Here is a 20,782-nt window from a genome sequence, read left to right on the forward strand (position 1 = left end):
ATGAATCGTCTGTTTAAAGTCGTCCTGTCTTTTGTTCCGTGGAGCGTTTACTCATGGGTGATGAATACATCATTATCCTTTCGCGATAAGTTTACACTGTGGTGCTTGCTATTTATCTTTATTGTCACAATTAACCGCCATCTATTGCTGCAAGGAGAGGCAATTACACTCGCGAACCTATTCAGCTTTGTTTTTATTTTCGTGAACTATCAGTTTAATCTGATACCGCTGCTACTGCGCTATCCGGCCAGCCTATGTTATCTATTGCTGGCGCTAGTTGCTGGGGGTAGTCTAATTCTAAAAAAACCTTTTACTATAAAGTTTGCAGGGGATTCTTTGCCGGAAGACAAGAAGCGCCATATAATATTTTACCTAATTAATCGAAATATCACGATGGTCTGGCTGGGAGTTTTCATTATCAACTGCGCGCTGAATTTTCACTATAGCTGGTCACTAAATCTTAGGCTTGTATCTTTATCTCTAGTTATACTGGCACTTCTGGCTTCACATTATTTCCCAAAGATAATGCGTGATCACTACAGAAAACGTTTTCAATCTTCCGCCACCTCTTTTCCATACCAAGATAACCGAGGAAAATAATATGACTGTTGCTCAGATTATTAAAGATACGCCCGTCTGGGTCTGGATCTTACTTATTTTTCTGATTAAACGTGGAATAACCGCGCTCTCCGATCGCGAAATGCGCATAGAACGGCTATTTATATTGCCACTAGTATTTCTTGTCTGGGGCATCTATAGCGTGATCCATGAAACGGCGGCATCAGATGCATCCCTAGTGTTTATGCTGGTCGGGCTGATTGTAGGCATTGGCATAGGATGGCTTCTGTGGAATTCGCAGCCCAGACTGCGAAATGGGGCAGAGGAAAACACGATAATACGGGCAGGTACACCACTAACGTTAATTTTTATTGTACTGCTATTTATTGTAAAATTTGCTCTTACGGCCTCTCTGGCCATATGGCCAGTGCTCTTTAATTCGTTACATTACAATTTACTTTTCGGTCTGTTAAGCGGGTTGTTGGATGGTATATTCTGGGGAGGTACGTTGAATTTGTATATCTCATGGTATCGCGCCAAAAAGAAAGTGGCGTACTGAATTCCACATGATAGGATGCCATTTAGGTTCGGTCTTGATCCAACCGAAAAAGGCGCATAAGCCATTTGCTACGGGCTAATTGAGTACATATGCGCCTAAAGTATGTTGCGGAGTTTATATTTTCTTAAAATATAAACTCCCGTATTATTTGGCTAATATGAGCGGCTCAATTAAGTTCCAAAAAGGAAAACAACATACACGGTTACGCATTCAATCAATCCCTTTAGCTGGCGCAGACGCGAAACAGCGCCTTATGCCCGGCGTAGCCGGTTACAGACATATAAATTGCTCTATATCATACCTTTACCTGAACAGCCAGCGTGGTCACAGCAATGATAACAGCTCACGACACCCCCTTTTAACCCCGGTGAGCGGGTTTTACGGCGCTTGCGACGCAAGGGGCGTGATTTCCGGAGCCATAGCGGCAGCAGCTTGCTACTCACGCGTAAGGGTGTTCATCAATAATTTCAGTAACAAACACAGAACTTAACACGCTAGCTACTAACTTCCCGTTATAATTTTTTTAAGATAGTTAGAAGCCGCGGTAATGAGGCAAGTATCCCCATGTTTTTGAATGCTCTAAATCGAATAAGTACTTTGCAGAATCAGAGCTTAAATAACTATAGGCTTCTTCATACAATAATTCGACTCCTTTGTCATTAATGGTAATATTTGAAACAGGGAATTGAATAATGCCAGTAGACGAACGGTTAATTGCAATCCATTCCTCGCCTTCCATCTGATCGCTTGGGAGGGTGAGGTAAGAATACAATATATCTTCTATTGGGATATTGAAGTTCAGAGATATGGAGCCGTAGCCGCCTTTATCATTAGCGTCGGTGAAAGAATTTGCCACATCCATCTGTAGAGGTATTTTTTCGTAACCAAGGATATTTGCTGATGCTTTATAAAACATCAGCAAGCTACTATAGTTCATTCCATTAATACCGAATTTAGATACTCTGATTCCTTTACTTAAATGATGTGGTCTTGCTGTGCAACGAATGTCGCGCCTTAAGTTAACATGAGTAACTCCTGCGGAATTTAAAAGCTTTTGTTTATTTTCGTAGATTTCACATAGCTCATCAATGATTTCTTTTTGTTGTAACTGGCTTAGAGATGCTAATAACTCTTCAACATTGCCATCATTCCTAAAGCGGGAATAGATCCTGTCATTTTCAATAGGTAATTTAAGGCCGTAAAATAATGCTGAAATGAACTTCAATAATATTGCATACCCGTTTCCTTTTTTACAGCAAAAGCCAGTGATAAATTTATATTGATCTGTTTTGCTTCCATAACCAATGCAAGCAGCAAGGATTTCATTTCCTATGCGAATCTTTGGATTAACCAGGCTTCTATCCAGCTCAAAGGTTTTAAATGATTCCATTTCCATTCCAGTCCAGTTCATATGGCGAATAAGCTTTTATATAACTTATCCAGCTTATTCTGAGTGAGATAAATTTTGTAATTAATTGATAACTGTTTAGATCAAAAAGGATGAGTTTCGCCAGCTTAGCATTGAAAACCTAAGCGACGATAGTTATACAATAGCTTGCCAACTCAGCTGTCTTTCAAGTAATCTTGAGATTGGGTATTTATCATACTATCGGAGGCAAACCATATGGCCAGTGACTGGAATGAAGAGCTTGATAAGTACGAGAATAGTCGGAGCTTTGGTGAGGATTTGAGAGATTCATTGATGACTGCTGGCTCAGTTGCATCAAAAATTATCTCATTTCTCCCAAAAAATACCTCGGATGTATGTGACAGTATCAATGCTCTTAGGAAAGAGCAAAAAGATAGAGAAGACAGGGTTTGGCAAAGAAATAATTACATCGATCCGTTTGATAATTCTAACAATTAATGATGCGTCACCCTCCTCATAACGCATCATTATTGAGAAATCCTCATCCTTTTCCTTTTGTCACCACATCCATAGCTGCTTTCTTAACTAATCCACCTCCCTGTTCACCAGCAGCTTGAGTTGGTAAGGCGCTTTTTTCTATCAAAGAACCTATAGTGCTTCCAAGATTAACGCCAATCCACCCAAGCATGCCTACCCAGAACGCCGGAAATACTACATACATCATTCCCAGTACGAGATTCATGATCCAGCCGTCACGCGGTGAACTGAGGAAGTCTGCAATAGGCTGCCCCGAAGCCAGCCCCCCTGCAGCCAGGTTTGAGTAGAGGATGGTGATCAGTCTGTCATCCAGCCAGCCCGCCAGTGCCCACCAGAACGTGATGAAATGCAGTGCAAACAGCGCAAACGAAATCGTTACTACCGTTTTCGGTTCGTAAGCACTGAACATCATCAGCACGGGGATAACGATGATGATCATCATCTGCAGCAGCGCCTGTATCATCGGCAGCGCCTGCTTGAGCGCATCAAAGCCCGGCAGAGCTTCGGCCTGTTTCATTCCCAGCCCCACCGTGGAGGCAAACCGCGACATGCTGCCTCCGATACCGCTTGTTGTGTCCGCACTGCCGGACATGTAGGTGACGCCGCCGCCTGATATTTCTGCGTTGCTGGGGCTGACCAGCCAGCGCAGCGCAGGCTCTTCCCACTGACTGCCCGGGAACTGACGCTGCAACTCAATGCGCGTGCCGTCGCTGATGCTGGCCAGCACGCGTTTGCGCAGTCCGCTGCTGCCATCTGACCACCAGGTTTTGCACGACGGATAACCACCCTGGCCCGTATCCGGATAGCCGCTATCCCGGCTGCTGTTATAAGGCCACTGGCTGCGTGGCGTCATGGCCGTGTAATAGTCGTAATAGCCTGATGTATTAAGAAAATAGTCGCTGCCAATCCAGCCGACCGAGTTGATGGTGGCGTCGCTCAGCTGACTATTACTGTTTTTCAACTTAAAGTAGGCCCGGGAGTAGCACTGGTTTGCGAAGTCCTGGACCTCCTGCAGCACTACCGGGTCGCGCAGTTTGGTGTTCTGCACGTCAAAGCGCAGCTGACGCAACTGCGTACCGCAGGGAATTGACGCTATCATCGCCTGCGTGGTGCCTTTTGACATCGCATGGAGCAGATACCACCAGATTGGCACCTCGGCCGTGCGACCGTCAAAGTCGTTCACAAGCCCCTTATAGCCGGAGTTCTGCGGCGAGGGCACGCTGAAGCCGCACTGTTTCGCCCGCGTGTCGTCAAACTTGATGGTGTTGATGTCCACCGGCAGCAGCGGAATGCAGCAGAACAGCATCACCAGAAAGGAGACATAGATGGCGTGCTCGATGCGCGGCAGCGCAAGCATACCTTTGTTTCCCTCATCGGCACCTTCCTCGCGCACCTTCAGCCAAACCCCGAGTACCTTAAAAACCAGCGGCAGCGCAAACAAACCCGTGCTGCTGAGGATGCTCCACATCGAATTATTGAGAACCCAGCCAAACAGGATGAGGAAGTATTCCAGGTAACTGTTCGCCGTCATTTCAGCCTCCCTGAACCGCGTCAGACCAGGCCACGTACTCCGTGGCCAGAATGAAAAGCACCGCCAGCAGCTCGGTGCGCGGCAGGCGTGCTGAGACCTCCGGCCAGCGCTTCAGCAGGCGCGGCCGCAGGTTCATAATCCACAGGCAGCCGGTGAGCACGTACATGCTCAGTCGCCAGGCAAACATGGCCCACCGGCTGTCATACAGCCACTGACGGGTCAGGTGCCCGTCCGGATCGTACGCCATGAACACCGAGGCCAGGCCAAAAATCGCGAGCATGGCCACGACGGTGCTGAAGAATATCAGCAAAATACGGGCGGGCAGGCCGCTCAGGAATCTGCGTTTCATGTCAGTTGCCTCCCGGCTGAGGCTGGCTCATCTGGCTGAAACCCTGGTCCTGGTTGCCGGCTTTCTGCTGCAGCTGATTGTTCTGGTTGCGTTCGCCCTGACGGTCAAGTGTGGTGAGCAGGCTGTTGCTGCTGATGGACCTGCGCAGCTCCATCTCATTGCGCAGCGCGTTGAGTTCGCGGTCGAGGGCATCAACACGGCGGTCACCTTCGGCGATGGCCTCAGGCTGTTCGGCCGCGTTTGGCTCAGACTCACCGGTCATCAGCATGCGGCGCATGGTAAGTGCCGCCTCAACGGTGTCAGACATGGCCAGTTCACCCGCCAGTCTCTGCACCAGTGCGGCCCTGTCCGGATCATCACGCAGCGCCTGAATCACCCCGCGCGTGACAACCAGACTGCCGGTTTTGAGTGCGGCCAGATTATCGGTCGTTGGCTGCAGCTGACCGTTAACCAGTTTGCTGAGCTGCTCAAGGTTGGCTCTGGTGGCGTCTTCCAGCACTGGTGAGAAGCCGGTGCCGGCAACGGTGCTGCCCGGCTGGTTGTCGGCACCGCCGCTGGCACATTCGCTGGTTTCACGGCAGGTCCGGATAGAGCGGTCGCCGAGTACTTTCACAACCGCCGCAGCCGCTTCATCAGAGGACTTGTAGCGCTGGCAGACCGTCCCGTTACAGCCGGACGACCCCACGCTGCCGTTGCTGGTCACCGGCAGGCTGTTCATCATGTTGTAGCCGGCTTTTGCCAGGTCGCGGGTAGGCTGAATCGCCTGCTGTCCCTTGCCGCCGCGCTTCTGGCCACCGACCCAGGTGACACCTTCTTCCCCGGTGGCCTTCTGCAGCTTCTGATCGCTCGAAACCGCATCGCCGCCGCTTGATGAGACGATGTCTTTATACTCTTCAGACACCGCAGCCTGCTGCCACTTACTGCCCATGGTGTAGTCGGCCAGCTTCTTCGACATGTTCTGGCAGTTCATCTGCGCCTTATCGAAATTCAGGCCCGCCTGCAGCACGCCGTTGGTGAGCATTTCATACAACCCCGGATTCGCTCGCTGAATGGCCATTGCCGGCATGCTCATCACCGCGCCGGTCGCCCCCTGAATGACGTTGCCCATCAGGTCCTTATATCCGCTGGTGATGCCGTTAAGCTGATTACCGACCGTGGTTTTCAGGTCAAAGTTTCCGCACATCAAATCGCTGCTCCAGCCGCCGTCCAGTCCGAGCCGCGACATGTTGCTGCGGGTCGACGGCGGCGAAATGACCGAGCCGCCGCCGATGGAATAGAACAGCCCGTCGTTGATGGCACCGCTGACGCCGGCGCCCTGTGAGGAAAGCGTGGTATCGAGGGCAAGTGACGGCATCGCCAGGGAAAGGAGTAACGCGCCCGAGGCCACGCGCAGGTTCTGCTTAATTAAGGTCATCATGCTGTGTGTCCTTATGAAAAGTCGGTGCTGTAAAGGAAGGTCTGGCCACGTCGCCTGCAGCAGCTGTAAGGCTGCCAGAGCGCCCAGGCGTAATCGCCGCTTTCCGCCGTCTGGCCACCCGTATCCGGAAACACCGCGCAGCTCCGGGACAGCTGCGGGGAAAGCCGCTGCCACTTATGATTTTGTGTGCCGGTATTTTCGGTAGCGGGGCCCGGTGGCCAGTAACCCGGCGACCGCTGACCCCTGAGCGGGTTATAGACGTGCAGCTGTCCCTCGCGGGTGATGATGTCGGCCACGCGCTGAACCACCACGGCCGCCGATTTGTAGCTGTCGGTCTCCGTCACGAAGCCGCTGCGGGGATAAACGTTGCCCCACATCTCACCACCGGGCGTGCTGCCGATTTCGCGTTTCCCGGGTATCAGCGCTTCCGGATAGAACGACTCCGGCACGCCCGTCCGCCATGCCAGCGCATCCAGGGCGCTGACGAAATACGGCACGAACGGCGTGGCTGCGGAGCGGCATGAGTAGCCCGGCACCATGCCGCCGATGAGCGACGTCGCCGGGTGGCCATACGCATCGCCGTAATAGAAGTGCAGGTTCTGCTTGCGCATGCCCGGGGCCTTCATCTCCTGACGGCCGCCGCCTGCAGGCACGCCGGCGAGACCGCCGGACACCAGGCTTTCAGCGCCGCCGGCCGTGGCACTCACGGCTGACATTTCGGTCCAGGGATTGTCGCCCGGACTGAGGTAGGCGGACACGACCGCTTCAGGAATATAGTGAGTGACCTTGACCGAGGTTTTAACCGAGCAGCCAAAGGGCGTACAGAGCAGCCAGTAGCAGATGCCGCTGATACGCCAACTGATACAGTCCGGACTCATGGCGCCGGAGACCAGGCTCGCCGTGTTCACGCTGGCGAGGGTGCCACTGCAGGTAAACAGCGTGGCCAGCATCAGGCGGCGGGGGCGGGAAAGGCGCATGTTCACGGCTGTTTCTCCCGCCAGGCATCGAGTTTTGCCCGGGCCGCGGCGACGTCGGTGGTACCGTAAACCACCCATTTATCGTCAAACACCACGGCGGGATACTTTTCCAGCCCCAGTGACCAGGCGTGCGCAACGCCGGCATAGCTGCCCGCCAGCGCCTGCTGACGCTGACGGAACGCCGGTGAGGCAATGACCGCCCGGGCCTGCTGCTCAGCCTGAGCCGGATTCATGGAAAGCGGCCCGAAAAGTTCAGACTGAACGCGGTCGGGTGCATCCAGTTCGGTGACGGTGACGTCAGGGCTGAGCTCGCCCGTAACGGGGTACGCATGGTCGGTGTAAATCACGGTGCCGGCATGGGCACCGGCCGTGAGGAACAGGACGATAAGGCTGCTGAGGGGGATTTTCATGGGTAACACTCCCTGAGTGGATAATGCCGTCAGGGTGCGTTTTTCGCGTGGAAGGGTCAGCCGTTAACTCTTAATTAAGAAATGATAATTCTGCACGTCATGAGTCAGTGTGGTGACGGTGTTAATAGAATTGCGGAATCTGGTTACACAGGAAAAAGAATCTGAGCCGGTAAAAAAACAGCTAACACTCTGCAGTGTGGAGCGCATCCGGACGCAGCATTATCAGTTGCGTCCGGGCCCCCGGGGCCCATGTTTTTATCTCTTAATCCCGCCCGTCGCCTTCATCAGCCTGCCGCCATTTAAGATATTCCAGCTCACGGACAAATCCGGCAGCAGCGGCATTGCGCCTAATGCTCCATTGCGTCTCGCCTTCCCGCATGAGAGGAAGCCATTCATCCGGAACAGGGTTCTCCGGTGGCCCGTCAAAGTCCTGCCTGTGCCGGTCTTCAGCATCAGCGTGCAAGGGGACATGCCTGGCAAACCACAGGTCAGTGTTTTCCCATGCCTGCATGCCCCATGCGAGCAGCGCTTCCTCATCAGAATCAGTCACACTGGCAAGGAACTCAACAGCCCAGTCATTCAGATTATCTTCTGTTGCCCCAGGTAAAAGCGATAAGTAATGCGTTCTGCAGGCGTTCAGCCAGAGCTGAGCATCGGACTCCGGCTGCTCATCCTCAGGGTGGCTGGTCGTGCCTTCGTCAGTTGCGTACCATTCTTCCATTGACTGCTGCTCCAGGAGGCGTGCAGCATGATTTTCACGCGTCTGCTCAATACCCGCAGCCACCACGCTGTTCCAGTCAGTTTCTGCAGGCGCTGCCATACCCGCGCCGTTCAGCTGCTGATTGAGGAAGTTCAGCCAGGATGTATCCTCCGGTTCGGGTTGAGCGCTGACGGCTTCTGTCATTCCCGCCTCGCTGATAACGCCCGGCAGTCCTTTTTTCTCCCGCCCGGTACTGGCACGATCGGCCAGGTAACGTTCCCGCCAGACCGTCCCGTTAGCGCGTTTACCCTCTGCCTCCAGGCTCGTTGTGTACTTCATCAGCCAGACGTGCATGTAACGCTGCCTGTCAGGAGCGCATGACATACTGATGTCATGAAATCGCTGGTAAAAGGCCTCGTCATGCCCGCAATCCATACTGTCACCCTCATGCGCAGCCTCATGCTCCGTCAGGCTGAACAGCAGGCTGGCAGTCTGCAGCGCGTCAGACTTCAGCCTGCGCACGATATCGATGTTATAAGCAATATAGGTCTCTCCGTCCGTCCAGGCATCGGCAGACGTGGACTCACCCAGCAGGATCTGGAAGCGGATACCGCCATAACTGCGTGACTGATAGCCTGCTTCCCCCCCCGAACAGATGGCAGCATATTGAGCAAGGCACCAGCGCAGTGCTGTCCATGCACGTCGCGTTTCCTTATCGAGCTGTTTCTCACTGATCATCTGCGTGCGGTCGAGAAAGTTTTCGCTGAGGGTCTCAAAGTCGATCAGCGCCAGGTCGTCTCGCCAGCCAGCGCCCCAGCGCTGCTGCCGGGGTAAATGCTCCCGGTACGCCTGAAGGTTTACGCGCACGCGGCTCAGACACTCCATGAACTCATCCGGCTCGTAACAGCCGAAGCGGGAAAGCGTGACGGGGTGCACCACAGGGGCAATACCGGCACGGGCGATGATTTCCCCGCGAGGAACATCGCGTGCATACCGCGCGAGGGTGAAGCAGTTTTTATCTGTCGCCGCCGGATAGTAGCGGCACTTGCGGATGAAGTGCTCAAGCGTGACGTGACGTTTACCGGGCAGGAGCGTGATGACCTCTTCACCGTTCATCAGTTTCTGCAGATCCCCTTCTCCGGAGAGCAATGCGCGGGCCGTATTCTCCCGTCGTGCTTCTGTTTTACGGTGATGCCCCTGATTGTCAGAAAAATCGGCGGCGAGCTGACCAAACCGTGCGGCAACGGCTTTCCAGACCGGGCAGGTCTTGCGCAGGATTTCGGTACGCGAAACGTTCAGTGCGAGAGGCTTTTTACTGACAATGAGACCACCGGTGCCCCAGATATGCCCCGGATCGTGACGCACAAGCACACCCTGATTGTAAACTGACAGCGCACCATCCTCCCGCAGGCGATACCAGGCCATATCATCCTCAGCATCCCACTTTTCCAGCGCCGGTTTACGCGTTATAACATTGCCGTCCAGAGTTACCGGGACTGACGTGTAACGGACCTGGTCACGTATTTCCTGAATACAGGACATCCGCTCCTGACTGGAAAGCGGCTATACCAATCACCGCTGATGGTGCACCCTGCCTGAAGCGCCTCTGGCTCTGTCAGCTCATACTCATATCCCATTACCCTGGTGTCAACCTCCATCTGCCAGCGCTGCGAGCGCCAGACCGTCCGGGCATGCGCCATAATCTGGCCACGGCCCAGGCGAAAGCGACCATAGGTGGCATCCCCCTCACGGTGTGGCGTGCCGAAGCGGCCAAAATAACGTTTCACATCATCATACGACGTAAAACCCCGGCCGTCGTCACAGCAGCTAAAGCCCCCCGGGGTAATGTTCAGCGTAATGGCCCCCGCGCCGGCATCGACGCTGTTCATGATGAGTTCAATGAGGGCTTTGGCCACAGAGCCGGCCTGGCTGTAGATGATGTGGTGAATGATTTCGGGGTCTAGCTCAAAGGGATGTCGCATCAGGATGCTCCTGCAAGGGGTTCAGGACCATTTTCCGGATGCGGGTTATGGGTTAAATAAGGAAGTCTTAATGCACAACTGAAAGAATATCCATTATGAGCAATTCGAAAATAAAATGCTGATAAGAATAATAAAATTGGATAACAGCACTGCAGGATCACTGGAAAAAAGAGACCTTTGGGACCAAACCGCACGCCGCTGGCAGACTGAAAATGATGACACTGATGACACTGATGACACTGATGACACTGATGACACTGATGACACTGATGACACTCATGGCGCACGGCAACGCTACAATAAAGGATACTGAATTATGGATATCAAATACTTTTTAACGCATCAGGGATAAACTGTTTGGCTGAGATGAATCACACCTTTGTGATCACACATATCAAGAGTTGCCTTGCATGTATGATGAAACTTTTAAAATCATGTTCTAAGAAAATATATTGAAAATTTGCACCCCAAGAACATTTCAAATTTACTACGCCCAGTGCATGCCATCGACAACAGCTGGCCTTATATAAAGTTTATCAGATTTTTCATTCGACATGGAAATAAATAGTCATCGCTGCTATTTTAAAGTTTAATCTACCCTTAGATTGTAAAGTGAGGTTTTTTATGGAGCTACTACAAGAGAAAGGTGCTATACATAAAGTTGTTATAATGCCAACAACAGGAGAGTGGACATTTCTTCAGGGTTTCGATATTGGCATTCTAAATCCTGAAGTAGCTGAAATCCTCTTCTTGTTAAGCAAGGCACCCAAAGAATTAAAGGATATTTTTGTTTCCGAATCACATGGGGTGGATGATACGCTAAATGCACTAAACCCAATCACTCTTATCTCTAAAGAAAATATTGAAAATATACCTAATATTTATCATGTGCCATTTTGTTTGATATTTTGTGTTAAAGAAGACTTTTTATACGTTAGCAAAATCGCCAAAAATTTCGAAGTACCACCAATAATATGCTGCAATAACAAATCTGCTGACATACGCTTAAATGAAATAAATAGCATTTTTTCATTCGATAAAGCTTTGTACTCTAGGTTGAAGTTCTTAGAAAGCATGATACGAAAATCAACTGGTGAAAGAAAAATATCAAACAACCTTAAAAGAAGAGGATTTTTGTTTAAAAATTCAAATTGGAGATCTACTCTTAACAATGCGACCTTGCCAAATGAACTGCTTATGGAATCCATTGGCTATATGTTATCACGGCCAAAAAGAATTAAAGATGGAAGCAGCAAAAGAGAGTTTATAAATATAATAATTGACAGCGTTGACGCTTACATCAACTGCACGAAGGAATTAAATATAGATCCTCCTGTGGAAATTTTATTATACGCTCCAGGAATGCATTCTTTTCTGTATGATAAAAACCATGACCTCTATGAATTGGTCGGTAAAGAATTGAATTTAGATGAGAAAAGATTTTTGATTAACGGCGTCCTTAGAAATCCTGCTTATTCAGGCATCAGGGTCGAACTTGAGGAACATAAAACAAAGGATTTTTTCAAAAATCCGATATTCAAATATTTCATTTCACTTAGGCGTTCTGAAATGCGATTAACAACGGCTGCAATCTCTTTGCTTAGTTTACATAAAAAAATACCTGCTATTAGAATGCCAAATTCAATAAATCATCATGGCAATATACTAAAAAGAATCGAAGAGCTAGCCGTCAAGATTGGAATATATGCCCCTGACTTTATAAGTACTGCCAAAGTATTTAACACGGTAATACGAAGAACTATGGGGAATAAGTTACGATCATATATAACTGATAATTTCAATGACATATCATTCGTCTGCGATGTGCCTTTAGACTGGGTTAGGTTCAGGGGGCTGCCTGTTATGTTTAGCCATGAAATATCCAGGATAAACACAACGCCGGGGAATATTCTATTACAGAACGCATCATTCTTCCCACGTACTGTGATAAATGCATCAGAACTAAAAAAGGTTTTGGTCATTCGCTCTTTTCAACCAGATGATCCTTTAAAGTTTATATTGGAAACTGCATTAGATACTTTTAGGGTGCATATGCCTGACTTATCTTGTGAAATTATTGATGTAAATTCAAATGCTGAATTTATCGAGGCGTTGAACCAATATAATGGATACTTGCTTGTAATGGATTGCCATGGAGATCATGGAGGTGACATAGGACATGGTTGGTTAATCATTGGTGATGAGAAAATTGACACATGGCATCTCAATAAGGTTGCCAGAATCCCTCCAGTCGTCATACTTAGTGCTTGTCTTACGTCTGCACTTAGTGGTTCGCATGCATCAGTAGCTAATGGTTTTATGGTAAGTGGCGCATTAAGCGTCATAGGTACTTTACTTCCTGTAAATGCCATAGACTCTGCTGTTTTCGTTAGTAGATTAATTTTCAGGCTTTATGACTTTCCATCTGCCATACCAAAGGACTACTCTCACGTTAATATGAGGCTTCTTTTATCTATATTTCTTAGGATGTCTTATGCTACCGATTTAATAAGGGGTTTAGAACGTGAGGGCTTAATTGCTAAAGATTCTTGGCAAGAGGATGCCATTGATATCAATACGTATATTAATATGCTAAATCAGGATTGGTTCAGTTACACAATTGAAAAGCTGGCGAAGTTAACTGATTTAGAAGAGGTAGAGGTTCTTAATATCATTGACGAGAAATTATATATAACAGAGACCATGTGTTACAGCCAGATAGGATTTCCAGAATCAATTAGCATTAAGCTAAAGGAGTAGTTTTTTATTCATAGTATTAATCAAAATGGGTTTGTTTTTTATAAAACCAACTCAGAAAATTTAGTCAATCATCTACATTGAATTAACTCGTTTTGATTTTAATTATCTACTGCATACGATTTAAAGGGTATGAGTGATGCGCAGCATAAGTTGCGTTCAAAAAGCTCTGTAGGGTTATGAATGGAATTAGTAAATATAACTAACGCGGGCTCTATGCCGCCCGCACCCGCAGCCTCCGTTATCGCCCGACACCACACACCGGTGCCGCGCGATAACGGAGGGCCTGTTTAATGGCTCATTCCTGCTTCGGTGGCGCGATCTATCTCCTTCAGCACCCACAGCATATCAGTGGCATCAGGCACGCAGATATGCCAGCGAATGCCGGTTTTGTAATCCCCATCTGCCGGCCATTGTGTATTGCCCGTGACGGTGATGAGAATGTCCAGCACCTTATTATTTGCACCGGAAAGACGAACAGCCGTGCAGCTGCGGCGCCCGACCCGATGCGGATAGACCGATACCAGCAGGGGGTGTTCAAGACGCTGACATATTTCTTCCCGAAGCTGCAGTATAGCAAGGTTATCCGTCTCGCCGACCGAAGCCTGTCCCAGCGGTGGAACGGTAAAAATGACAGTGGCAACAAAAGCCTTGTCCTGGACAACCCGTGGCGGCGCCATGGTCAGTTTTTTCATAAAATCCCCTGTCAGTAAATAAGACCACGACTCTCGTCAAGACGACGCGCAACATGGTAAACGGCCTCAAGTTCCGAGCATTTCAGTTCGTCCATAATGGCGCGGCGCTCTGCTTTTTCTTCTTTTTCAGTCATGCCCAGCGCCAGATAGAGGCTCGGCGGCACCGCCCTGAACAGCGCCTGCACCTTGCGCGACAGAATAACCCCCTCGGTATACTTGCGCGGCAGCTTGGTGGCAGAGAGCAGCATCGCCTTTTGCTCTTCATTAAGCGTTTTGAAACGGGCGATCTGCTCCACCTCTTCAGGGGGCATCACCAGACAAATCCACCACTCGGCCATGTTGAGCATCTTTTTTGACGTATCGGGGAAGTCGGCGAGGTTCTGCGTAAAAATCCACAGCCAGGTGCCTAACTTACGCCACATTTTGGCGATTTTAGTGGCATAAGGGCCCAGCAGCGGGTTGGTGGTGACGATATGGCCCTCATCAATGGGCACGATAATGTCCCTGTCGAGGTACTGGTCGCGCTCGGCGATGTTATTGATGGTGTTCAGCAGGGAGATAACTGCTACCGCCATCTGGGCCTCGTACCCTTCGCGGGCCAGCTGACCGAGATCGACAATCGTGACGTCGGCCTCCGGCCACGGAGTGCCAGGACGGTTGAACAGGTCGCCTTCAAAGCCCTCCGTGAACATGCGCAGCGCCTCCGACATCTCCTCTGCGCGTGCGCGGCGGGCCGAAGTCCGCTTTTCGCGACCGTCATCGCCCTGGCTGACGTCATGGGCAATGTCCTGCAGCGCAGACATCAGATCCCCGGGCAGCATCTGACGGGACTCTGCGTAAGCTTTCCGGGCCGCGTTCATGATAGCCTCGCGGATCATCCCCCGGTCGGCACGGGTCATTCTGGACTCTTCCGGGGCCTCACCGCCGGTAATCATCAGGCGGGCGGCAATTTCCATCTCGCCCAGAACGTCGCGTTCACCGTCTTCGTCCTCCTCGTCATCAGCGTCTGTTTCCGGTAAGTCGTCCTCACTGATGAGCAGCTCACCGGCCTTTGCCTTCATCAGCAGGTGCGAGTCACCAAAGGGGGCCAGCGACACCACTTTTCCGGGCTTGATGCTGACGCGGTGAACGCTGAGGCCCAGCGACGCACAGTAATCACCGTACAGGCCGAAGCTGTTACCCGCCTCAATCAGGAATATGCGCGATCGGTAAATGGCCACCATCTGCGAAAGCTTGTCCACCGCCGTGGCAGACTTACCGGCACCGGTCGGGCCAAACAGCAACAGATGCGCGTTCTGAGTGCGGTCCTCTTTATTGAGCGGATCGACCGACAGCGGCCCGCCGCCCCGGTTAAAAAAGGTCAGGCCGTGATGGCCGGTGCCGGTATCGCGCCCGTAAACCGGTGCCATACAGGCAAAATGCTGGACAAACATCAGGCGCGTGTACCAGTTGTGCCGGTCGTGCTGCGGGTTAAAGCACATTGGCAGCGCCCGCATGTAGGTGCTGAGCGGGCCGATATCGTGTTCCGGGTTGACCGGCTCCAGCCCGCAATTCAGCAGTTTACTGCTGAGGTCAAGGTAGCGTTTGCTCAGCGCATCCTCGTCTTTACCTTTTATCAGCAGGGTAATGGCCGCCCGGTAAAGCTTGTGTTTGTTACCCAGATATGTGCGGGCCGTGGCGGCATCCTCGCGGGCACGCAGCGAATCCACATTTTCCCCCATTGAGTTGCGGCTCAGGCTGGCAAAGTTCGCCTCCAGCCTGTCCTGCGGCTGCACCACCAGGGTCATGGCCAGCACGGTGCCTTCTGGCAGCAGGTCCATAATAGCGTTGATGTTGTCGCCGCGCTTTACCTCGCCGGTGAGGTGGCCGGTCTGGGGGCGGGTGCGGAGCCGGGCAACCGGCACCGCCTTGTGCGCAATGCTGTCAAACCACCATATGCCCCTGTCAGCATCACTGCGGGGACGGGTAAACCACAGGCTTTCGCTGAAGTCATTGAGCAGCGGAAGGTCGCCGGGTGCCTCGTCGCTGTGGCGGGCGCAGCGGTACAGCGTGGCCTTGTCCGTCCACTGGGGGGCCGGGTTGAACCAGCGCAGCAGCCAGTTGTGTATCTGCTCGCCGTTCTGTCGCACGGAACGGATGCCGGCACCGCTCATTGCCGATGTCAGACGGTCGCAGACCTGATTCAGTAACACTTCCGGTGCCATCGGATCGCGATACGGCTTTTCAACCCAGCGGTAAACCACCATGCGCGTGCGACGGATTTGCCCGCGCCAGGGGGCACCGGTCACGGTTTCATCCACAAACAGGCCTTTTTCAGCCGCCACGTTTTTCAGGTGACGCTCCTGCTCGTTCAGCCAGGCCTCAGTGAAGGCCGTTCCCTGTGCCCGGGGTCTGACATAGCCTCTGATGGAATCCATGTACGCCGACAGATCGGAGTCGTCCTGACAGAAAAACTGCACCACCCACTGGTGCGAGTCCAGCTCCGGGATGCTGTCCTGCAGGGCGTTCTCCACCACGTCGCGGATTTCCTCCAGGCGGGATTCAGGGCGGCCTTCGGTGCCGACGGGCGTCAGCTCATAAACCGCACCGACAGACACGCCGTCATCGAGCAGGATACACTGGTGTTCCGGCAGGTATTCCCCCCACGGAACGTGGTCAATAATGGAGGGGCCGGTGGCATACAGGCCCGACTCATCAGCATGCGTCAGGCGACCCTCGCGGGAGAGGGGCTCATGGCCATCAACCGAAAACGGCCCGTCACCGTGCTGATGCTCAGCCTGTGCTTCACGGCGGCGGCGAAAAAGACGAAAGGCCATCTACAGCGCCTCCGTGCGTTCGCCGGGCAGCGCATACTGCACCTGGCTGTAAAACGGGAACACGGTACTGTAGCCCGGCACAGGCGTGTTCCCGTCGGCCAGGTGTGGGAACACATACATCACCATGTCAGGGTTGGGCAGACGCGGAAAGGTCTGCTGGATTTCATTTTCCTGGGTGCGGCTGTAGCTGTCCCGGGTCTGCTGGCTGCTCGTGCTCTCACTGTCAGACACCGGCCGGCGCAGCGTGGAGCGGCTCTCCGCCGTGGCGTGCGTGGTGGACGCACCGATATTCCAGAGTTCCAGCATGCTGCTGTCCCCCGGGGGCAGCATATCATCTTTGGAGGTACTGCAGCCGCTCAGCATCAGCGCAACTGTCCCGCTCAGGATGAGTAAGAGTAAGGGATTAATTTTCTGCATAATCAGCCCCCGGTGTATTCGTTTCAGAAATGATTGCGGAAAGGCGCAGGATTCGGCCGTCCGCCTGACTGAGCAGAACATCGGTCTCTTCACGAACCAGCTTCCGGGCGACGGCCAGCATGGCCCAGTCCGTCACATCACGCGGTTCGGCTTCCCTCTTGCCCGTATCACGCCGGACAAACCCGGCATACAGTCGTCCACTGAGCGGGGTATACCCCACGCGGTACTCAAGCTCACTACTGTCTTTACTTTGGTTGTTCATCAGTCCATCCCCGTACCTGAGCCTGCCAGGCTGAAGTCATACTTCACCTTGCGGCCTTTTTCTTCGTAGTCGATCGCCAGCTGGCGGGTGATGTGCAGCGCGACGGTCTGACCCGGCGGCACGTATATCGCGTCAAAAGTCTGGCCATAACGCTGCTTTACCCAGTCCACGGTTTCTTTCATGCTCCCGGACAGCGATTTACCCAGCACGGCCTGTCCCGCATCGCCGGTGAGCGTTTGCGTCACGCCGCCCATGGCGTTGGTCTGGCCCGTCATCTGATTCTGGGAAAGTGCATCGCCGGCAGCAGCAGCGCCGGCCAGCAGGCTGATAGTCGGCAGATAGGCAGAGGCGTTGCTTTTACGGGTGCCGGAGATGCAGGGAATACCGTTGTCATCTGACAGCCAGCCGATGCTGTTACTGCCGTTACCGCTGCTGTTCTGCGAATTCTGGTTATTACCGCCGCCGTTCTGACTGTCCGGCGACGGCAGTGTGCGCACAGTACCGTCCTCGAACACAAAAGTGATGCTGGTAATCGATCCGCGCACACAGGATAACGTCCAGTCACCGGTCGCCGTACCGGACACGATTGCCCCCTGAACGTCCGGCAGCTCAATGCCGTTGGCCGTCAGGTTGTCCTTACCCAGCATCACCTTAAACGGGTACGGGTCGGTGACTTTACCGTCAATGGGGATGCGGCCGAGCAGCGCCGTCATGGCGCGACTGCCGACCAGCGTGGAGTTTTCCGGCAGCGTAAAAACCGGATCGACAGGTTTAATTGCATCCGGAGCGGCCTGACTGACGGCAGTGGTCACCGCCGCACCGGCCTGTTTACCGGCGTCACCCGCTTCACCGAACGACGAAGCAAACGAGAAACCGGTCGCGGCATTTTTATTGCTGTCAGTAACGGGTTTGCCGCTGGCATCCAGCGGGATGCCGTCTTTCGGCTCGACCCACTGCAGGCCGTCTGAGGCGGGCGCTGACATCGTGACGCTGCCACTGCTGCCGCTGTCATAGCCAAGCCCGATTGGGATATCACTACCCGGCGAAAGGGCTTTAGCCGGCGTGCCCGGCCCCCCGTTTTTCAGCTGTTCAAGCATCTGACCGACCTGCGCACCGAGGTCTGACACCTGAGCACTGAGTTTTGCCCGTTTATCAGCCTCATCAGCCCGGACATTTGCCACGGCCTGATTGATCTGTGCGTCAACGTTGCCGTTGGTCTTTTTCAGCGCCGCGTTTTCATCGTTCAGCTTTTTGTTGTCGCCGGCCAGCACATCCAGCCGGTCCTGAACGCGGCGGAAGTTACCCACGATGGTGCGCAGGGTGTCCTGCGGCGTGTCACCTTCAACGCCCAGTGCCTTCAGCTCGTCAGGCGTCAGGTTCTGCAGTGCCGCATTGGTGGTTTTCTGCGGGGCTGTCGCTGCGCTATTCGGATCCGAGCAGGATTTAACGCCGACGATGATGGCGGCGGTCAGCACCAGCGGCACCGCCACTTTTACCAACAGGTTTGTGCCGGGCTGGCTCATTTCTTGACCCTCCGCGCCTGTCCGGGCATGACAGTGACCGGTTCAGCGATAAACGCGCCTTCAGGGCGTCCCTGTATGACCAGGTATACGACCGTTGTATCTTCCGGCGTGCCGGCGCGACCCAGCCAGCGGTGCTGAAAGGTCGCCGTCTCAAAACGGCCCTGAAGCTCACGCGGGTCCAGCACCACCTTGCCGGCTGAACGGTTACGCACCTGCAGCGCCACCACGCTGTCGCCCTGCAGGCTCCAGGCCGCCATCGGCGTGACCGAAACGGGTTCGCCCGGCATCAGCGCTGTGATGGAGGAAGGCAGCTTCAGCGACACGGGGCTGATGCCCGGCACCGGCTCCACGGTCCGGACGGGCCCGTAAAGGCTCTGGGCCGCGTAGCGGGTCAGCACCACCGGCAGCGGGGCGCTGAGTTTTGGCGATTTGCGTGCCGGTGCAGATGCAGCCTGTGTGTCCGGTGAAGGGGTATTACTGCTACTGCCGGCATCGCCGCTCACGGTCTGTTTATCGCTGGCCGTTGCCGTAGCCAGTTCACCGTCATAAACCAGTTTCACCGGTTCACGGGTCACTTTGCCGGGCGTGGCGCTGACGTCAAGCAGGATGATTTCGCCGTTTTCCTTATTCTGCAGCTCAATGCGCGTCACCGGAAAGGCCCCGCTGGCGTCAAAGTAGACCGCGCCGCCGGTGCTCTGAATGCGCACTTTGCCGTTGAGCGCCGGCGGGAACCCCACGCGCACATTTTTGTTTACAAACACGATGCGCTCCTGACCGACAGTAAGCGGTATCTGCAGCGGGATGCGCTCCCACTTCATGAGCTCAACCGCCTGCGTCAGGCCTGAAACCAGAAGCAGGCACAGCAGGGTCAGAGGACGTTTCATCACTGGAAGACTCCTGATTTATTCACGGGCTCCGCCTGCGGAATGGCTTCAAGCTGCTGCGGCGTGGAGTCGTAGCAGTCCAGCGCCAGGCCAAACGGATTGCGGGCGGCATCCCCCTCCCACCGCACCACTTTAAGCGGGTAGCGGACCAGGGCGCGTTTGACCTTCTCGGCGTGGTAATACTCGTCTGCCACCAGGTCGAGCCGGACCACCCAGCGGTCGTCACTCAGGATGTCGACGCTGCTGTCGCTGTAGCCGCGACGCGGGATTTCATACACCACGCGCACGCGGTCTTTGAGCTCGCCATTATTTTTACGAAACTCATAGTCCCTGTTCAGGAAGTCCTGGCAGGACGGTGTCAGGTAGGGGCTGAGCTGGGCAATCTTCGCTGCATAGTCCACCTCACCGTCGGTCGGCCAGGCGTTGAGCTGCTGGAAAATGTAGAACGCGAAGGCATAAACCGTTGAGGGCGGAACAACCCACCATTTCTGCGTGCTGCCCGAGCGCAGGTCGGGGGGAATGTGGATGGTCATGTCCGAAGGCGCCCGCATCCAGCCGGCTGAGGTGGCCAGCATGCCGGCGAACAGCAGTACGCAGGCAATGCGCAGGGAAAAGATGTGGTTATCACGCGCGGTGATACCGTTACGAAACCGGCTCATCCTGGCCTCCTCACTGCCAGCCCGGACGTGCGCTGCAGCTCCCACGCGCGGCTGGCCACAATCATCGATCGTGACAGGCCCAGACGGCAGCGGATTCGCTCAAGCCGCTGCCAGATATAATTTTCTGGCTTACCGCGCTTGTAAGCGGCAACCCAGCGGCCACCGATGAACACTGAGACCAGCGGCATCAGCAGCGTGCAGATTGGAAACGCCAGCCAGCCGACATGTGGCACCAGGCACAGCGGCACAGCCAGCGGAATACCCGCCAGGCTGCCCGTGCCCGCCGCCAGCAGAAACTCGCTGGCGGTAAACCCCCGATACACCACGGGCGGATAATTGAGCCGATCAGGAAGAAAGTCGATAACGGCCATAATCGGTCC

The 20,782-nt window shown here is 53.5% G+C and carries 18 protein-coding genes and 1 pseudogene; 4 read left to right on the forward strand and 15 right to left on the reverse strand.

The window, feature by feature from the left end:
* The gene (locus J1C59_RS16920) at positions 1–600 is read left to right on the forward strand and encodes a hypothetical protein (RefSeq protein WP_128084790.1); all 600 of its coding nucleotides are present in this window, start codon (positions 1–3) and stop codon (positions 598–600) included.
* A 1-nt stretch (position 601) separates the two neighbouring features.
* Complete coding sequence (locus tag J1C59_RS16925; protein WP_128084789.1) at positions 602–1,117, forward strand: DUF6622 family protein; 516 nt, start codon at positions 602–604, stop codon at positions 1,115–1,117.
* A gap of 532 nt (positions 1,118–1,649) precedes the next feature.
* Here J1C59_RS16925 and J1C59_RS16930 read toward each other — a convergent pair.
* Positions 1,650–2,507, reverse strand: coding sequence for a hypothetical protein (locus J1C59_RS16930; RefSeq protein ID WP_128084787.1), 858 nt, complete (start codon positions 2,505–2,507; stop codon positions 1,650–1,652).
* A gap of 234 nt (positions 2,508–2,741) precedes the next feature.
* Here J1C59_RS16930 and J1C59_RS16935 point away from each other — a divergent pair, with 234 nt between their 5' ends.
* Positions 2,742–2,984, forward strand: a complete 243-nt coding sequence (locus J1C59_RS16935) for a hypothetical protein (protein WP_128084786.1) — start codon at positions 2,742–2,744, stop codon at positions 2,982–2,984.
* A 43-nt stretch (positions 2,985–3,027) separates the two neighbouring features.
* On the opposite strand, the gene J1C59_RS16940 is transcribed toward J1C59_RS16935, so the two are convergent.
* The 6 genes and pseudogenes from J1C59_RS16940 to J1C59_RS16965 form a co-directional block, all read right to left on the reverse strand.
* Positions 3,028–4,554 carry a conjugal transfer protein TraG N-terminal domain-containing protein gene (locus J1C59_RS16940; protein WP_128084785.1) on the reverse strand — a complete coding sequence of 509 codons (1,527 nt, stop codon included), beginning with the start codon at positions 4,552–4,554 and terminating at the stop codon, positions 3,028–3,030.
* A gap of 1 nt (position 4,555) precedes the next feature.
* The gene (locus J1C59_RS16945; RefSeq protein ID WP_128084784.1) at positions 4,556–4,903 is read right to left on the reverse strand and encodes a hypothetical protein; all 348 of its coding nucleotides are present in this window, start codon (positions 4,901–4,903) and stop codon (positions 4,556–4,558) included.
* Between the two features lies 1 nt (position 4,904).
* Complete coding sequence (locus tag J1C59_RS16950; RefSeq protein ID WP_128084783.1) at positions 4,905–6,320, reverse strand: integrating conjugative element protein; 1,416 nt, start codon at positions 6,318–6,320, stop codon at positions 4,905–4,907.
* An 11-nt stretch (positions 6,321–6,331) separates the two neighbouring features.
* The gene (locus tag J1C59_RS16955; protein ID WP_422615488.1) at positions 6,332–7,297 is read right to left on the reverse strand and encodes a TIGR03756 family integrating conjugative element protein; all 966 of its coding nucleotides are present in this window, start codon (positions 7,295–7,297) and stop codon (positions 6,332–6,334) included.
* A 2-nt stretch (positions 7,298–7,299) separates the two neighbouring features.
* Positions 7,300–7,707 carry a TIGR03757 family integrating conjugative element protein gene (locus tag J1C59_RS16960; RefSeq protein WP_140916786.1) on the reverse strand — a complete coding sequence of 136 codons (408 nt, stop codon included), beginning with the start codon at positions 7,705–7,707 and terminating at the stop codon, positions 7,300–7,302.
* A gap of 262 nt (positions 7,708–7,969) precedes the next feature.
* Positions 7,970–10,389: pseudogene (locus J1C59_RS16965) on the reverse strand (ATP-binding protein).
* Positions 10,390–11,013: 624 nt separating this feature from the next.
* On the opposite strand from J1C59_RS16965, the gene J1C59_RS16975 reads away from it, so the two are divergent.
* Positions 11,014–13,149 (forward strand): CHAT domain protein, encoded by a 2,136-nt coding sequence (locus J1C59_RS16975; protein ID WP_128084536.1) that lies wholly within the window; start codon positions 11,014–11,016, stop codon positions 13,147–13,149.
* Positions 13,150–13,436: 287 nt separating this feature from the next.
* Here the strand turns inward: J1C59_RS16975 and J1C59_RS16980 are convergent, their stop codons facing one another.
* From J1C59_RS16980 to J1C59_RS17015, 8 genes are read right to left on the reverse strand one after another with little or no spacing between them, the layout of a single operon-like run.
* Entirely contained in the window at positions 13,437–13,841 is a 405-nt protein-coding gene (locus tag J1C59_RS16980) for a hypothetical protein (protein ID WP_128084537.1), read from the reverse strand.
* Between the two features lie 11 nt (positions 13,842–13,852).
* Positions 13,853–16,657 carry a conjugative transfer ATPase gene (locus tag J1C59_RS16985; protein WP_128084538.1) on the reverse strand — a complete coding sequence of 935 codons (2,805 nt, stop codon included), beginning with the start codon at positions 16,655–16,657 and terminating at the stop codon, positions 13,853–13,855.
* A complete protein-coding gene (locus J1C59_RS16990; RefSeq protein ID WP_128084539.1) occupies positions 16,658–17,074 on the reverse strand; it encodes a TIGR03751 family conjugal transfer lipoprotein in 417 nt (138 codons plus the stop codon).
* The gene (locus J1C59_RS16995; RefSeq protein WP_128084540.1) at positions 17,061–17,336 is read right to left on the reverse strand and encodes a DUF7446 family protein; all 276 of its coding nucleotides are present in this window, start codon (positions 17,334–17,336) and stop codon (positions 17,061–17,063) included. The genes J1C59_RS16990 and J1C59_RS16995 overlap by 14 nt, the downstream gene beginning before the upstream one ends.
* Positions 17,336–18,859: a TIGR03752 family integrating conjugative element protein gene (locus tag J1C59_RS17000; RefSeq protein WP_128084541.1), complete on the reverse strand. Its 1,524-nt coding sequence runs from the start codon at positions 18,857–18,859 to the stop codon at positions 17,336–17,338. The genes J1C59_RS16995 and J1C59_RS17000 overlap by 1 nt, the downstream gene beginning before the upstream one ends.
* Entirely contained in the window at positions 18,856–19,743 is an 888-nt protein-coding gene (locus J1C59_RS17005) for a TIGR03749 family integrating conjugative element protein (RefSeq protein WP_128084585.1), read from the reverse strand. The genes J1C59_RS17000 and J1C59_RS17005 overlap by 4 nt, the downstream gene beginning before the upstream one ends.
* Positions 19,743–20,402 carry a PFL_4703 family integrating conjugative element protein gene (locus J1C59_RS17010; RefSeq protein ID WP_128084542.1) on the reverse strand — a complete coding sequence of 220 codons (660 nt, stop codon included), beginning with the start codon at positions 20,400–20,402 and terminating at the stop codon, positions 19,743–19,745. Before J1C59_RS17010 ends, J1C59_RS17005 begins: the two co-directional genes overlap by 1 nt.
* Complete coding sequence (locus J1C59_RS17015) at positions 20,399–20,773, reverse strand: TIGR03750 family conjugal transfer protein (RefSeq protein ID WP_128084543.1); 375 nt, start codon at positions 20,771–20,773, stop codon at positions 20,399–20,401. The genes J1C59_RS17010 and J1C59_RS17015 overlap by 4 nt, the downstream gene beginning before the upstream one ends.
* Positions 20,774–20,782 lie beyond the last annotated feature (9 nt).

The sequence above is a fragment of the Pantoea deleyi genome, from assembly GCF_022647325.1.
In the GTDB taxonomy this organism is placed as follows: Bacteria; Pseudomonadota; Gammaproteobacteria; order Enterobacterales; family Enterobacteriaceae; genus Pantoea; species Pantoea deleyi.

Coding starts and splice junctions, on each gene's coding strand:
- J1C59_RS16920 (WP_128084790.1), top strand. CDS start 1: ATGAATCGTCTGTTTAAAGTCGTCCTGTCTTTTGTTCCGTGGAGCGTT.
- J1C59_RS16925 (WP_128084789.1), top strand. CDS start 602: ATGACTGTTGCTCAGATTATTAAAGATACGCCCGTCTGGGTCTGGATC.
- J1C59_RS16930 (WP_128084787.1), bottom strand. CDS start 2,507: ATGGAATCATTTAAAACCTTTGAGCTGGATAGAAGCCTGGTTAATCCA.
- J1C59_RS16935 (WP_128084786.1), top strand. CDS start 2,742: ATGGCCAGTGACTGGAATGAAGAGCTTGATAAGTACGAGAATAGTCGG.
- J1C59_RS16940 (WP_128084785.1), bottom strand. CDS start 4,554: ATGACGGCGAACAGTTACCTGGAATACTTCCTCATCCTGTTTGGCTGG.
- J1C59_RS16945 (WP_128084784.1), bottom strand. CDS start 4,903: ATGAAACGCAGATTCCTGAGCGGCCTGCCCGCCCGTATTTTGCTGATA.
- J1C59_RS16950 (WP_128084783.1), bottom strand. CDS start 6,320: ATGATGACCTTAATTAAGCAGAACCTGCGCGTGGCCTCGGGCGCGTTA.
- J1C59_RS16955 (WP_422615488.1), bottom strand. CDS start 7,297: ATGCGCCTTTCCCGCCCCCGCCGCCTGATGCTGGCCACGCTGTTTACC.
- J1C59_RS16960 (WP_140916786.1), bottom strand. CDS start 7,707: ATGAAAATCCCCCTCAGCAGCCTTATCGTCCTGTTCCTCACGGCCGGT.
- J1C59_RS16975 (WP_128084536.1), top strand. CDS start 11,014: ATGGAGCTACTACAAGAGAAAGGTGCTATACATAAAGTTGTTATAATG.
- J1C59_RS16980 (WP_128084537.1), bottom strand. CDS start 13,841: ATGAAAAAACTGACCATGGCGCCGCCACGGGTTGTCCAGGACAAGGCT.
- J1C59_RS16985 (WP_128084538.1), bottom strand. CDS start 16,657: ATGGCCTTTCGTCTTTTTCGCCGCCGCCGTGAAGCACAGGCTGAGCAT.
- J1C59_RS16990 (WP_128084539.1), bottom strand. CDS start 17,074: ATGCAGAAAATTAATCCCTTACTCTTACTCATCCTGAGCGGGACAGTT.
- J1C59_RS16995 (WP_128084540.1), bottom strand. CDS start 17,336: ATGAACAACCAAAGTAAAGACAGTAGTGAGCTTGAGTACCGCGTGGGG.
- J1C59_RS17000 (WP_128084541.1), bottom strand. CDS start 18,859: ATGAGCCAGCCCGGCACAAACCTGTTGGTAAAAGTGGCGGTGCCGCTG.
- J1C59_RS17005 (WP_128084585.1), bottom strand. CDS start 19,743: ATGAAACGTCCTCTGACCCTGCTGTGCCTGCTTCTGGTTTCAGGCCTG.
- J1C59_RS17010 (WP_128084542.1), bottom strand. CDS start 20,402: ATGAGCCGGTTTCGTAACGGTATCACCGCGCGTGATAACCACATCTTT.
- J1C59_RS17015 (WP_128084543.1), bottom strand. CDS start 20,773: ATGGCCGTTATCGACTTTCTTCCTGATCGGCTCAATTATCCGCCCGTG.